The following is a 14,147-nucleotide window of genomic DNA, read 5'->3' as shown; positions in this document are numbered from 1 at the left end:
TTTACACAATGCTTGATGATCGCGACAAACGCATTCTCGACATGCTGCAGAAGAATGCCGGCATATCCGTCACCGATCTTGCCGAGCGCGTGGCGCTGTCGGTATCGGCCTGCTCGCGGCGCATTCAGCGGCTGGAAGAAAGCGGCCATATCGCCCGGCGCATCATCGTGCTCGACCGCGAACGCATGGGCGTGCCGACGACGGTTTTCGCCCTCGTCAAGACGGCCCACCATTCCGACGAATGGACGGAAGCCTTCCGCCGGATCATCAGCGACGTCCCCGAGATCGTCGAGGCGCACCGGCTGACCGGAAACCACGATTACATCCTGAAGATCGTGCTGCCGCGCGTCGAGCATTACGACGTGATTTATAAGCAGATCGTGCGCAAGCTAGAACTCTTCGACGTTTCAGCGTCGATCTCGATGGAAGAATTGAAACAGGGAATGGCGATACCCGTGGGTTACGCACGGTAAGCCGGTATTTTGAGGGCTGTGTATTATGCGCAATAGCGATATTCATAGCCATTTTCGCCAGGAGAAAGACTGCTCTAGTCCGGGCGTCCCGGACAGCGCAAGGCAAGTCCATAATATCCTGGGAAAAAGCCAGGCTCGTTGCCTGAAAAGCCGACAACCCGGGCTATCGATCATGATTAATTTCGTCTCTTTATGGAACGGTTTTCGACATATGCGTTCACCTTTGGTTCAGGATGAGGGGAGGATATTTCTCCAGTTGGAGGACAGAGGAGAACAGTCATGAGAAAGCTAACCGTCGCCGCGTTATGCTTGATCATAGGTGCCCCTGGGATCACGCCGGCTCAGGCGTTTCCCGCTATCACCCCACCCAAGATCGAGGCGCAGCAGCAACAGATAGAGCAGATACGGTGGCGTGGCAGAGGCGGGCATCATCGGCGGGATAATTGGGGCTGGGCCTTGGGTGGTCTAGCCGTCGGCACCATCATTGGCAGCGCATTGTCACAGCCCTATTACGGCTCGCCCTACCGGTATTACGACCCACCCTATCGGTATTACGACCCGCCCTACCGCTACTATGGCTCGCCTTACCGCTACTATGGCCCGCCCTACCGCTATTATGGACGGTATTATGCCCCGCCCTATCGGAACTATGCTTCGACCGTCTATTATGGGCGGGGCGGCAGCCATGTGAACTGGTGCTACGCGCGTTATCGTTCGTACAGGGCTTTCGACAACACGTTCCAGCCCTATTATGGACCCCGTCGCCAGTGCATCAGTCCTTATTGATGGGCGCTTGCGCATCGGCGCTCGGAACTGCTTGCAAGCCGACCAATGTCGGCTTGCAGAGTTGAGGCCGGACAAGCGATCACTACGCGTGACTTCCGCTCGGCCAGCTTTGCTGGCTGGGATTGCAGGCTTGTGTGATAATCTCGGCTTTACGGCGCAGCGCAGATGCGCACCTCGTGCATTAAATCTTTAATATCCGACATGCGGTGCTCGCCCGAAAATCGCAGCGTATTTTGCGCGACACGCTCTGTCGACTGCGATCGGTGCAGGGGAGCCATTCCGAAACGGCGGTTGCATCCTTTGCCGCGAGGGCCACATTGACTTCAGCAAGATGGCGCAAAGGGGCAGGGCATGAGCGATCACCATGTCGTCGTTGTCGGCGGCGGTTTCGGCGGGCTGCAGCTAGTCAACGGATTGAAGGGCGCGGGCGTGAAGATTACGCTCGTCGACCGGCGAAATCATCATCTCTTCCAGCCGCTGCTCTATCAGGTGGCGACGACCATTCTCTCCACTTCGGAGATCGCCTGGCCGATCCGCCGCCTCTATGCCGACCGGCCCGACGTGACGGTGCTGCTCGGCGAGGTCACCGGTGTCGATAGCGGCGCCAAGACGGTGTCGTTACGCAACGGCATGACTCTCGGTTATGACACGCTGGTGTTGGCGACCGGGGCAACGCATGCCTATTTCGGCCGTGACGAATGGGAGCCGGTGGCGCCGGGGCTGAAGACGCTGGAGGATGCAACGACGATCCGCCGCCGCGTATTGCTCGCTTTCGAGAAAGCGGAGCTGGAGGCCGATCCCGCCGTGCGCGACGCGCTTCTGACCTTCACCATTGTCGGCGCCGGGCCGACCGGGGTCGAGCTCGCCGGCATCATCGCCGAGCTCGCGCACTTCACGCTGCCGAAGGAATTCCGCAATATCGATACGCGCAAGACCCGCGTCGTGCTCGTCGAGGCCGGCCCGCGGGTGCTGCCTACCTTTGCGGAGGAGCTTTCGGCCTATGCGCAAAAGGCGCTGGAGAAACTGGGGGTCGAGGTCCTTCTTGGCAAGCCGGTCACCGAGTGCAGCGCCGACGGTGTCCGAATCGGTGAGACTTTCACGCCCAGCCGCACGATCGTCTGGGCGGCCGGCGTCACCGCCTCACCGGCGGCGCGGTGGCTCGATATTCCGGCCGACCGTGCAGGGCGCGCCATCGTCGAGAAGGATCTGAGCGCGCCGGGCCTGCCTGATGTATTCATTATCGGTGATACGGCCTCTGTCATGCGGGAGGATGGCAAGCCGGTGCCTGGCATAGCGCCCGCCGCCAAGCAGCAGGGCGGCTATGTGGCAAAAGTCGTCCGCGCTCGCCTGGCCGGCAAGCCGGCGCCAGCACCTTTCAAATATTGGCACCAGGGGAGCCTGGCAACGATCGGCCAGAGTGCGGCAATCATCGATTTCGGCAAGGTCAAGCTCAAGGGCTGGATCGCCTGGTGGATCTGGGGCATCGCCCATATCTACTTCCTGATCGGCACCCGCTCGCGCTTTGCCGTCGCCTGGAACTGGCTGTGGATCTATCTGAGCGGCCAGCACAGCGCGCGGCTGATCACGCAGCGGGAGACGATGCGGGAGGATGGGTAGGCTCAAGTTGGAGGACGGCGGGGAGAGGGGGTGCCACACGGCGTACCTCTCCTCTATCATGCCTGTGCCCAAAGGGCTTCGCCCAAGGGATGTCACAGGAATCCAGCCACGGCGCGTCCGCGCCGTGAATGACTTCCATGAACGAAGGTCTTTCGCGCCTAAGGACTTGGGCTTGCTGGATCCCTGTGACATCCCTTGGGCGAAGCCCTGAGGGCACAGGGATGAGGGCGGGGGAATGCACCGAATCTCTACCGGCGATATCGCGTGCCGCCCAGCCATCCGCCCTCGTGGTTCGAGACGGCCTATGGGCCTCCTCACCATGAGGGCTGATCGTTGTGCCCGACGCGCGCGCCAAACCTTGACTCATCTCCCCACCCACCCGTAGCATTCCGCCCGCGTCTCCCCGCCACCGGGATGCCGCATCCAGCCGTAACAACGGACAGAGGTTCCAATGCGCCGAGTCACTTCTCACGAAAATCACATCCGAATTTCTGAGAAGTTGGTGGTTCATGCGCACTATGAATCTGGGCATCCTCGCCCATGTGGATGCAGGCAAGACTAGCCTCACCGAAAGACTGCTTTTTAACGCCGGCGTCATCGACAAGCCTGGCAGCGTCGATAGCGGCGATACGCAGACGGATACGCTCGAACTCGAACGACAGCGCGGCATCACGATCCGGGCCGCGGTGGTGTCGTTTGCGATCGGCGGCAGGACCGTCAACCTGATCGATACGCCCGGCCATCCGGATTTCATCGCCGAGGTGGAACGGGTGCTGGGATTGCTGGATGCGGCGGTGGTCGTCGTCTCCGCGGTCGAGGGCGTCCAGGCGCAGACGCGCGTGCTGGTGCGGGCGTTGCGGCGGCTCGGCGTTCCCTTCGTCTTTTTCATCAACAAGGTCGATCGCCTCGGCGCCAGGTATCAGGACGTGATGGAGGCGCTCGCCGTGCAGCTGGCCGTTCAGCCGATCCCCATGTCTTCGGTCATCGATTCCGGCAGCAAAATTTCCCGGGTGGAACCCCTGGATCCGGGAAGCGAGCCACTTTTTTCGGCGCTTTGCGAGGCGCTCGGGGAAAACGACGAAGTGCTGCTCGATGATTATGTGCTCGCCCCCGAGCGCCTGACCGGGGAAAGGCTCGGCCGTGCTCTGGCCGATCAGGTGGCGCGCGGCTTGGTGCATCCCGTCTTCGCGGGCGCGGCGATGACCGGCGCCGGCGTGCCGGCGCTGGCCTCGGCCATCGCGGCGATCTTGCCCGAGCGGCGCCCGGACCCGGATGGGCCGGTCGCCGGCAGGATCTTCAAGATCGAGCGCGGCTGGGGCGGCGAGAAGCTGTGCTATGTGTATCTGACGGCGGGCACGGTGCGGCTGCGGCAATATCTCGATCTGCCGAATGGCCCGGAGAGAGTGACCGCAATCCAGCTCTTTCAGGTCGGGCGCAGCCATGGCGCCGAGAGCTTTGCCGCCGGACAAATCGCGCGCGTCAGCGGGCTTGCCGGCGCCCGGATCGGCGATGCGGTGGGCGGCGATCGGGGTGCGACCGGAAGGGCTCACTTCGCGCCGCCGACGCTCGAAACCCGCGTGCTTGCCCGGCGGCCTTCGGAGAGGGCGGCGCTGTGGCTGGCGCTGAGCCAGATGGCCGAACAGGATCCGCTAATTAACCTGCACCGGAACGAAGATGTCGACGAGGTCTTCGTCTCGCTCTACGGCGAGGTGCAGAAGGAGGTTATCCAATCGACCCTGCTGGCGGATTTCGGCCTCGATGCGAGCTTCGAGGAAAGCACGGTCATTTTGGCTGAGAGGCCGGCGGCAACAGGAAGCGGCCTGCAGATCCTCTTCAAGGAGCCCAATCCGTTTCTTGCCACCGTCGGCCTGCGGGTCGAGCCGCGTCCTGCCGGGACGGGCAACAGCTTCGCGCTCGAAGTGGATGTCGGCCAGATGCCGGTCGCCTTTTACCGGGCGGTCGAGGAAACCGTGTTCGAAACGCTGAAGCAGGGCATCTTCGGCTGGCAGGTCATCGATTGCCACGTGGCGATGACGGCAGCGCGCCACAGCTCGCCGGCCAGCACTGCCGCCGACTTCCGGCAGCTGACGCCCTGGGTGCTGGCAACGGCGCTTTCGGCCGCGCAAACCGTGCTCTGCGAACCGGTCGACCGCTTTCATCTCGAAACGCCGGCCGAGAGCCTGGGCGGCGTACTGACCCTGCTGGCGAAATCCGCGGCGGCGACGACGGATTCGGTGATTGCCGATGGGGTGGCGCGGCTCGAAGGTACTCTGGCGTCTCGGACGGTTCAAAGCGTCCAGCAGCAATTGCCGGGGCTAACGAGCGGGGCAGGGACGATGGAGACGGCTTTCGATCACTATGCCCCGATATCAGGGCCGCCGCGTCTGCGGCCGCGTTCGGGGCCTGATCCGTTCAATCCGGTGGAATATTTGCTGCGGTTGCAGGCCAAGAGAGCCTCATGCTGAGGTGCGCAGGCCGAAGGCCGGAGCCTCGAAGCACGGGGCGGGCGCTCCGATGGCGGCGGATTGGAGCGGCGTCGGTGGGTGATGCTTCGAGGCGATGCTGTGGATCGCACCTCAGCATGAGGGCGGATGCCGGCCACCAATAAAAAAGCGGCTCCCGAAGGAGCCGCTTTTGTTCCTCAAGCCTCCAGCGAGGCGATATCGATGACGAAGCGGTAGCGGACGTCGCTCTTCAGGACGCGTTCATACGCTTCGTTGACTTGCTGGATGTTGATCTTCTCGATCTCGGAGACGATGTTGTGCTTGCCGCAGAAATCGAGCATTTCCTGGGTTTCCTTGATCGAGCCGATCATCGACCCGGAGATGCTCTTGCGGCCGGGGATGATCGAGAAGGCATGCACCGGGATCGGATTCTCAGGCGCGCCGACGACCACGAAGGAACCGTCGACTTTCAGCAGGCCGAGATAGGCGTTCCAGTCGATTTCGGCGCTGACGGTGCAGATGACGAGGTCGAAGGTGCCGGCGAGCTTCGTGAAAGTCTCCGGATCGTTGGTGGCGTAATATTCCTTGGCGCCGAGCTTCAGCCCGTCTTCCTTCTTGGAAAGGCTCTGGGAGAGAACGGTGATATCGGCGCCCATCGCCGAACCCAGCTTGACGCCCATATGGCCGAGGCCGCCCATGCCGACGATCGCGACCTTCTTGCCGGGGCCGGCATTCCAGTGGCGCAGCGGCGAATAGAGCGTGATACCGGCGCAGAGCAGCGGCGCGGAGGCGTCGAGCGGAAGATTATCAGGGATGGACATGACGTAGCCTTCCCTGACGACGATCGAGTCGGAATAACCGCCCTGCGTCCGCGTCTTGCCATCGGCTTCGAAGTCATTATAGGTGCCGCAGAGGCCCGGCATATACTGTTCGCGGTCGAGGTCACGTTCGGCGCAGCCGACGCAGGAATCGACGAAGCAGCCGACGCCGACACGGTCGCCGACCTTGAACTTGGTGACGGCGGAGCCGACAGCCGAAACGATGCCGGCGATCTCATGGCCCGGCACGATCGGATAGACCGCGTTTTTCCACTCGTTGCGGACGGTGTGGATGTCGGAATGGCAGATGCCGGCAAACTTAATGTCGATGACGACGTCGTCTGCGTTCGGCTCGCGGCGTTCGAAGGTGAAAGGGGTCAGCGGCTTGGAAGCGTCGGTGGCGGCATAGCCTCTCGCAATAGGCATGGAAACCTTCCTTTTCGATTTTGAGGTGGGGGGTTGAGCGGGATGACGCACTATTGCCCCGATCGCAGCGAGGGAGGTAGAGTGATCCTCCAAGCTTCTTGCACGATCCTGCAAAAATGAGCGGGCGGCCCGTTTTCGAAATGCCAGGGCGAACCTAGATAGAAGCCGTTTCGGATATGAGCCGTTCAGCAGGCGTCAGACAGAAAGAGTTGCTGCATGACTTTGCCTTTCAGCCCCTACCAGGAAATCGTCGACATCGCGATGCGCTTCGCGCCTGGCGACGGCGAGTTCTCGACTGCGATCGGCAATCTTCATGTCAGCCGCCGCTCCAAGCCCAGCGATCCCTTGCACAGCAGCTACCGGCCCTGTTTTGCTTTCGTGCTGCAGGGAGCCAAGAGCCTCCAGCTCGGCACAGAACGCATCAGCTACGGGACCGGGGATTATCTTTTGACCTCGCTCGATCTGCCGGTCGCCTGGCGCGTCACGGAGGCAAGCCCCGAGGTTCCTCATCTCTGCCTGGGGCTGGCGATCGATTCGGAAAAGCTCTTGGAACTGCTCAGCCGCATCGATATTCCCCGCCCGGCCGCCGATACCGACGGGCAGCGCGGCATGGTGGTGAACGTCGCGCCGCCGGAGCTCATGGATGCCGCCGTCCGCCTGCTGCGTTTGCTCGATCGTCCAGCCGACATTCCCGCCATGGCACCGCTGATCGAGCAGGAAATCCTCTATCGCGTGCTGACCGGGCCGCACGGTGCGCGACTGATCAACATCGCCACATCGGACAGCCATAGCAACAGAATCGCGCGGGCCGTCTCCTGGTTGAAGGAGAATTTCGCCCGGCCGCTGCGCATCGAGGACCTCGCCGAGCGCGTCAATATGAGCGTGTCCTCCTTCCATCACCACTTCAAGTCGGTGACGGCAATGACGCCGGTGCAATACCAGAAGCAGCTTCGCCTGCACGAGGCGCGCCGGCTGATGCTCATCGAGCGGCTCGACGCCGGCACCGCCGGTCATCGCGTCGGCTATCAGAGCCCGTCCCAGTTCAGCCGCGAATACAGCCGCCTCTACGGGGCGTCGCCGGCCCGCGACATCGACGGCGTGCGCGAGATGATGGCGGCCGAATGACGTCGGCGGCTCCGGCCAAGCGCGGTATTAAAGGATGTTTGACGTTTCCCGGCTAGGCTGGCGCCATCAATCAAGCAGGCACCGTCGTCCGCATGACGCAAGCACCGTTTCTTTCCATCGTCGCGCCTTGTCACAACGAGGAAGAGGGCCTGCGCGAATTCTGCCGCCGCGCCTCTGCTGCCGCGCAGACCGTTGCCGGCGATGCCTTCGAGCTCATCCTCGTCGATGATGGTTCCTCCGACGGCACCTGGGAGATCATTTCGGAACTGGCGGCAAAGGTGCCGCAGGTGCTCGGTGTTCGTCTGTTGCGCAATCACGGCCACCAGCTGGCGTCAACGGCGGGCCTTTCCGCTTCGCGGGGCGAGCGCGTTCTTTTGATCGACGCAGATCTTCAGGATCCGCCCGAACTGCTTTTGATGATGATGCCGATCATGGAGCGCGGCGCCGACGTCGTCTACGGTCAGCGCACGCGCCGCGAGGGCGAAACCTGGTTCAAGCTCGCCACCGCTTCGCTGTTCTATCGCACGCTCTCCAGGCTCGCTTCCGTGACCATTCCGCGCGATACCGGCGATTTCCGGCTAATGCGCCGGCGCGTCGTCGATATTCTGCTGGCAATGCCGGAGCGCGACCGCTTCATCCGCGGCATGGTGAGTTGGATCGGCGGCCGGCAGGTGGCTCTGCCCTATGAGCGGGATGCGCGTTTTGCCGGCACGACAAAATATCCGCTGCGCAAGATGATCAATTTCGCGCTCGATGCGATCACCAGCTTTTCGACGACGCCGCTGCGCATCGCCACATGGCTCGGCATGATCAGCGCCGGTGTCGCGATGGCGCTGCTCGTCTATACCTTCGTTCGCTGGCTGCAGGGCGAGACGGTCACGGGCTGGTCGTCGATCATGGCCGCCGTCAGCGCCTTCAGCGCCATCCAGCTTATCTGCATCGGCATCATCGGCGAATATCTCGGCCGTCTCGTGCAGGAGAGCAAGAGGCGGCCAATGTTCATGATCGAGACGATCGTGCGCGGCAGCGAACATGCCGAGCTGCCGACCGCTTTTTCCGAGATGGGCGCCGGCGACAAGCGCGCCGCGCTGGATGCGGCCTTTGCACCAGGCGAAGCGCGCTCGAAAAAGAACAGCCGGGCCGGATGATGGGCCGAATTGCTGCGCCTGTTCATGCGGCAGCCGGGCCTGAGGATCTGACCGCCCGGCAGGACTCCACGGTTGCGATCGTTGCTTTCGTCGCACTCGCCGCTGCGCTCGTGGTGTTGTTCCGCTTCCCGCCGGTTCTCGATTACGCCAATCATTACGCCCGCATCTGGCTGCTTTCGGGCGGCATCGGCGAGCAGCCGTTTCCCGAGATCTACGCGATCGACTGGAACCGCACCTTCACCAATGTCGGGATCGATCTTCTGGCGGCCTGGATAGGGCCGCTTGTCGGCGCCGACCGGCTGGCTCGCGCCTTGCTCTTCCTGGCGATCGTGCTGCCGCCGCTTGGCGCGATCAGCCTGCATCGGACGCTCTTCGGCGGCCGGCATCATTGGCAGATCGCCATGCTGTCGCTTGGCTGGTGCGCCACGATGATCGGCGGCTTCATCAATTTCCAGATCGGCCTCGGCATGGCCTTGTTCTTCGCCTGTGCCGATCTGCGGCTGCAGCGCCGAAATTTCGCCCTGCTGTTTGCCTGGAGGCTTGCCGCCGCGCTGCTCTTGACGGTGATGCACATCTTCTCGCTCGGCTTCTATATGGCTGTTGTCTGCGGCCTCGAATTTTCCTGGCGTTTCGATGTCCTGCGATCGAAGGCGGGTCTCGCCAGGCTCGCCGGCCGGCTGGCGATGGCGCTTGGGGCTTGTATTCTGCCGCCGCTCGCGCTCTATCTTCATACAGCGGCCCTGCCCAACGCCGGTGAAGACGGCCTTGGCCTTGCCTGGAACGACGGCTTCGTCCTGATCGCCCTCAATCTGCTCTCCGCCATCACGACCTATGTCCCGGTGGTGGACGTCGTGCTGGTGCTGCCGCTGATCTTGATCTGCACGCGCGCCGTACGGGCGAGCGACATCCGCGTGCATGCGGGGCTTGCGGTCACCGCCGGCGGCCTGCTGCTGTTCTCCTGCGTCGCACCCCGCCATATGCTCGGCACCGGCTGGATCAGCTGGCGTTTTCCGACCATGGCGGCACTGGTCGCCATGGCGATGATGTGCCCGTTTGCTCATCTTACGCGCCGGCAGGCGCTGTTGCTGGCGCTCGTCATCAATCTTGCGGTCTTTGGCAGGACCTGCTGGATCGGCTGGAACTGGTGGCTGGCACAGAAGGACGTTGCTGCCGTCGAGACCGTGCTGAAGAGGGTGCCGGCCGGTGCGGCCGTGCTGCCTCTGGGGCATGAACCCGAGGCGGTGGGCGGACTTGCCCACTCCAACCGGCATTTTTCCTGGGGGCTGGATACCTTCCGGCACCTGCCGACGCTCGCAGTACCCCTGTCGCATGCTTTCGTGCCGACGCTGTTCACGGCAAAAGGCAAGCAGCCGCTATCCGTTCTGCCGCCCTGGTCGGAGATCGCGGTTCCCGAGGGCAATCTGGAATCGATTGGCGTGCTTTCCTGCCCTGAGATGATGCAGGTTCACAAAGCCTATGCGCCTTATCTCTCCGACTGGCGCAGCCGCTTCGATTTCATCCTGGTCGCGAACGCCGATATTCCCGACCGTTATGTCGGCGCCTTGATGCCGGCCGGCCTAACGCTGGTCGAGGATGCTGGTTTCGCCAAGCTCTACGCGATCGACAAGGCGGCGCCGGGAGAACCTCTTTCGGTTCCTGCCGATTGCGCGGCGGCTCTATGAGCCGCTGCCAGCCCTGAGATCGAGCGCAAGCTGCCGCGCCTGGCGGGCCGTGTCCTCATCGCAGATCAGCACGTTGCCCAGACCCGACAGCAGCACGGCGGCGATGGCCTGCGCCTTGTTCAGGCCGCCAGAGGCGAAGATGACCTTCGGAATGGCGCGCAGGGCTTCGAGCTCGGGCGCGATCGCGCATCTGTTGATCGCATGTTCGATCGGCCGCCCTTTCTTGTCGACGAACTGGCCGAGAACATCGCCGCAGGCGCCGGCTGCGACCAGTTCCTCGATGTTGATGCTGCGCGGCAGGCCGTAGCGCATCAGCAGCGAGCGTTCGGTCATGTCGCCGATGCTGAGCACGATAACGTCGTTGGCCTCGATCTGGCGAAAGGCCGTTTCAAAAACGTCCTGCTTGATGATGGCGGTGCGCGATTCCGGGCTGCCGGCATAGATCGGCGCTGCGAGATAGGCGCATTCGGCGTTGAGCTGGCGGGCGAGGTCGCTCGCAATGTCGAACGTATTGATCTCGATGCCGTGCGTCAGCCCGCCCATGACCGAATTGACGCAGAGCTCAGGCCGTCTCAGCGAAGGCATGTGACGCACCATTTCGCGCAGTGTGGCTCCCCAGCCGACGCCGACACCGCGGATGTTGCCGCCGTTCACCAGCTGTACGAGATAATCGGCGGCCGCCTGGCCGAGCAGAACGGGGATGAGTTCCGCATCCTCCGGCGTCGGTACGATGATCGCCCGATTGAGGTTGAATTCCGCCGCCAGCCGCTGCTCCAGGGCGACGCAGGAGGTGAGCCGGGAATTGAGCGTGATCGTCACGAGGCCGGAGCGGCGCGCCTCGGCGATGATCTTGTTGACGCGAAGCCGGTTGGTCGACAGCGCTTCGGCGATCTCGCCCTGCGTGCGTCCCTCCATATAATAGAGCCAGACGACGCGGACCTGCATCTGCTCGTCGGGCAGTGCTGCGGGCGCAAGAGAAGCACTTCTGTTCTGTGACATGCGATAAACTGCGCCTCCGCTTCGACGCCATGGATCTCAAATCCCCGGCGCTTGTCAATCGCAGGGGCCCGCCATCAGCCGGTCAATCGGTTCGCCGCCCCGTCGTCCGGTTGAAGGGATGCAGATCATCCCTTCGCACATGACAGGAAATGCACTCACCCTCCTGCATCCGCTGATCGGTGGAAACGCTCGCAACGATGCGCTTATCGCTGCCGTCGATGCGCAGATGCACGTTGTTCTCATCACCAACGGTCTCGATCAATTCGACATGGGCGTTGAACTGGAGATCTCGCGCCGACCCGGCACCGAGATCGACCGCACCCGGCCTGATGCCGATAAGATCCGTATCTCTCGGCAGCGGGAAGTCGCAGGGGCCGAGCTCATCGAGATCGATGAGGTTCATCGGCGGAGAACCGATGAAGCCGGCAACGAAGACGGTTTCGGGGCGGCGATAGACCTCGATCGGCGTGCCGATCTGCTCGATCCGGCCGCCGTTCATGACGACCAGCCGGTCGGCGAGCGTCATGGCCTCGAGCTGGTCGTGCGTGACGTAGAGGCTCGTCGTCTTCAGCTGCCGCTGCAGCCTGCGGATTTCGACTCGCATTTGTACGCGAAGCTTCGCATCGAGGTTGGACAGAGGTTCATCGAACAGGAAGGCGGCGGGATCGCGGACGATGGCGCGGCCCATGGCGACGCGCTGGCGTTGGCCGCCCGAGAGCTGGCGAGGACGCCGCTCGAGGAACTCGCCGATCTCCAGAATGCCGGCGGCATTGGCGATACGCCGGTCGATCTCGTCGCGCGGCACGCGGCGGTTCTTGAGCCCGTATTCGAGATTTTGACGGACGGTCATGTGGGGATAGAGCGCGTAGTTCTGGAAGACCATGGCGATGTTGCGGTCGGCCGGATCGACATGGCCGACGTCGTTTCCAGCGATCCTCAAGTGCCCGGAGCTTATGGCTTCAAGGCCGGCGATCATCCGCAGCATGGTCGATTTCCCGCATCCCGAAGGCCCGACCAGCACGATCATCTCGCCGTCGGCGACACTGAGATTGACCCCTCTCACCGCGGGGACCGCTCCGTAATTCTTCTTCAAATCGATGAGTTCGATCGCTGCCATGGCATCCTCCTTCGGCGTCGTCATACATTTGTAACATGCTATTGACATTTGTAACAAGTAACCCCAACCTTGTTTTATCGCCACTCTGGGAGGGGTTGATCGGCGCAAGCGCGCCGGTCGGCGAAAACGGCTATGGAGAGGAAAACGAAATGACGGCAAAATCTTCGATGGGCGCCCGATTCCGGCGGGTGATCCGCTCATTCGCGGCGGGTGCTGCACTGGCGACGCTTGGATTGGCAGCTGCCGGTGAGGCCAGTGCAGCCGATCGCGTCAAGATCGAATGGTGGAACGCGGCAGGCGGGCGCCTGGCCGAAATCACTAACAAGCTGATCGCCGACTTCAATGCCTCGCAGGACAAATACGAGGTCGTTGGCATCGGCAAGGGCAACTACGAGGAGACCATGGCGGCGATGGTGGCCGCCTATCGCGTCCGCCAGCAGCCGGTGCTGATCCAGGCGGCCGAGCGCGGTTTTCTGACCATGTATAATTCCGGCGCCATCATTCCGGTGCCTGATCTGATGGAAAAGGAAGGCTACAAGATCGACTGGAACGATTTCGTCGCGCCGGTCGCCGGTTTCTATCTGGTCGACGGCAAGCCGGCGGCGATGCCCTTCAACAGCTCGACGCCGATCTTCTGGTACAATGCCGATCACTTCAAGGCAGCCGGTTTTGACAAGCCGGGCGAGACCTGGCAGGAGCTCGACAAGCAGCTGCGTGCCATCAAGGAGAAGGGCGTTTCGAAGTGCCAGATGGCGCTGGCGAATGACTTCTACTGGAGCCTGATCGAGAACTACGCGGCGATCCAGGACCAGCCCTACGGCACCAAGGCGAATGGCTTCGGCGGCCTCGACACCGAATTTATCTTCAACAAGAGTCCGCTGGTGGTCGGCCAGGTAACGCGCCTCAAGACTTGGCTCGACGCCGGCATCCTGCAGATCGCCGGGCAGGGCCTCTCGCCCGACCAGCTCTTCACCTCGGGAACCTGCTCGACCTATGTGGCCTCCACCGCGGCGCATGCTGCCGTCGAAAGCGGTGCGAAATTCAATTGGAGCGCGACGTTCCTGCCGCATGAGGAAGGCATCGAGCCGAAGAACAGCACGATCGGCGGCGGCGCACTCTGGGTCCTGAAGGGCAAGTCGGAGGAAGAATATGCCGGCGCCGCCGCCTTCCTGAACTTCCTCGCCTCACCGAAGACGCAGGTCTGGTGGAGCAAGCAGACCGGCTATGTCCCGGTGACCAACGCCGCCTATGAACAGGCCAAGTCCGAGGGCTATTTCAAGGATCACCCGACCCGCGAGATCGCCATTCTCCAGCTGACGCGCGGCACGCCGACCGACAATTCTCGCGGCTTCCGCTTCGGCAATCACAACCAGTCGATGGCGCTTCTGGTGGAAGAGATCCAGGGCGTTTGGACCGGCCAGAAGACCCCGCAGCAGGCACTGGATGCGGCGGCGGCGCGCGGCAACCAGATCCTTCGCCAGTATGAGCAGCTTCATGCAGCAAAGTAGAACC

The 14,147-nt window shown here is 62.7% G+C and carries 11 protein-coding genes; 8 read left to right on the top strand and 3 right to left on the bottom strand.

What is annotated here, in order from left to right:
• The first annotated feature begins 8 nt into the window (after nucleotides 1-8).
• The 4 genes from A7X77_RS09295 to A7X77_RS09280 all read left to right on the top strand — a co-directional run bounded on the left by A7X77_RS09295 (nucleotide 9) and on the right by A7X77_RS09280 (nucleotide 5,341).
• On the top strand, nucleotides 9-473 hold the full coding sequence (locus tag A7X77_RS09295) for an Lrp/AsnC family transcriptional regulator (protein ID WP_064682647.1): 465 nt from the start codon (nucleotides 9-11) through the stop codon (nucleotides 471-473).
• Nucleotides 474-752: 279 nt separating this feature from the next.
• Nucleotides 753-1,259: a BA14K family protein gene (locus A7X77_RS32115; protein WP_082928791.1), complete on the top strand. Its 507-nt coding sequence runs from the start codon at nucleotides 753-755 to the stop codon at nucleotides 1,257-1,259.
• A 351-nt stretch (nucleotides 1,260-1,610) separates the two neighbouring features.
• The gene (locus A7X77_RS09290; RefSeq protein ID WP_064682646.1) at nucleotides 1,611-2,876 is read left to right on the top strand and encodes an NAD(P)/FAD-dependent oxidoreductase; all 1,266 of its coding nucleotides are present in this window, start codon (nucleotides 1,611-1,613) and stop codon (nucleotides 2,874-2,876) included.
• Nucleotides 2,877-3,385: 509 nt separating this feature from the next.
• A complete protein-coding gene (locus tag A7X77_RS09280) occupies nucleotides 3,386-5,341 on the top strand; it encodes an elongation factor G (RefSeq protein WP_064682644.1) in 1,956 nt (651 codons plus the stop codon).
• Between the two features lie 176 nt (nucleotides 5,342-5,517).
• Here A7X77_RS09280 and A7X77_RS09275 read toward each other — a convergent pair whose 3' ends face one another.
• Nucleotides 5,518-6,564 (bottom strand): NAD(P)-dependent alcohol dehydrogenase, encoded by a 1,047-nt coding sequence (locus A7X77_RS09275; protein ID WP_064682643.1) that lies wholly within the window; start codon nucleotides 6,562-6,564, stop codon nucleotides 5,518-5,520.
• A gap of 216 nt (nucleotides 6,565-6,780) precedes the next feature.
• On the opposite strand from A7X77_RS09275, the gene A7X77_RS09270 reads away from it, so the two are divergent.
• The 3 genes from A7X77_RS09270 to A7X77_RS09260 all read left to right on the top strand — a co-directional run bounded on the left by A7X77_RS09270 (nucleotide 6,781) and on the right by A7X77_RS09260 (nucleotide 10,519).
• Entirely contained in the window at nucleotides 6,781-7,689 is a 909-nt protein-coding gene (locus tag A7X77_RS09270; protein ID WP_064682642.1) for an AraC family transcriptional regulator, read from the top strand.
• Nucleotides 7,690-7,781: 92 nt separating this feature from the next.
• Complete coding sequence (locus A7X77_RS09265) at nucleotides 7,782-8,837, top strand: glycosyltransferase family 2 protein (protein WP_064682641.1); 1,056 nt, start codon at nucleotides 7,782-7,784, stop codon at nucleotides 8,835-8,837.
• Nucleotides 8,837-10,519, top strand: a complete 1,683-nt coding sequence (locus tag A7X77_RS09260) for a hypothetical protein (protein ID WP_064682640.1) — start codon at nucleotides 8,837-8,839, stop codon at nucleotides 10,517-10,519. Before A7X77_RS09265 ends, A7X77_RS09260 begins: the two co-directional genes overlap by 1 nt.
• On the opposite strand, the gene A7X77_RS09255 is transcribed toward A7X77_RS09260, so the two are convergent.
• Both A7X77_RS09255 and ugpC read right to left on the bottom strand, forming a co-directional pair.
• Nucleotides 10,514-11,518, bottom strand: coding sequence for a sugar-binding transcriptional regulator (locus tag A7X77_RS09255; protein ID WP_064682639.1), 1,005 nt, complete (start codon nucleotides 11,516-11,518; stop codon nucleotides 10,514-10,516). The two genes, A7X77_RS09260 and A7X77_RS09255, sit on opposite strands and share 6 nt — an antisense overlap.
• 82 nt (nucleotides 11,519-11,600) lie before the next feature.
• Nucleotides 11,601-12,635: a sn-glycerol-3-phosphate ABC transporter ATP-binding protein UgpC gene (gene ugpC, locus A7X77_RS09250; RefSeq protein WP_064682638.1), complete on the bottom strand. Its 1,035-nt coding sequence runs from the start codon at nucleotides 12,633-12,635 to the stop codon at nucleotides 11,601-11,603.
• 149 nt (nucleotides 12,636-12,784) lie between these two features.
• Between ugpC and A7X77_RS09245 the strand changes: the two genes are divergently transcribed.
• Entirely contained in the window at nucleotides 12,785-14,143 is a 1,359-nt protein-coding gene (locus A7X77_RS09245; RefSeq protein ID WP_064682755.1) for an extracellular solute-binding protein, read from the top strand.
• The last annotated feature ends 4 nt before the right edge of the window (nucleotides 14,144-14,147 follow it).

Source organism: Rhizobium bangladeshense, from assembly GCF_001662075.1.
GTDB lineage: Bacteria > Pseudomonadota > Alphaproteobacteria > Rhizobiales > Rhizobiaceae > Rhizobium > Rhizobium bangladeshense_B.
Note: the sequence above shows the minus strand (reverse complement) of the source record. Positions and strands in the feature narration are given on the sequence as shown.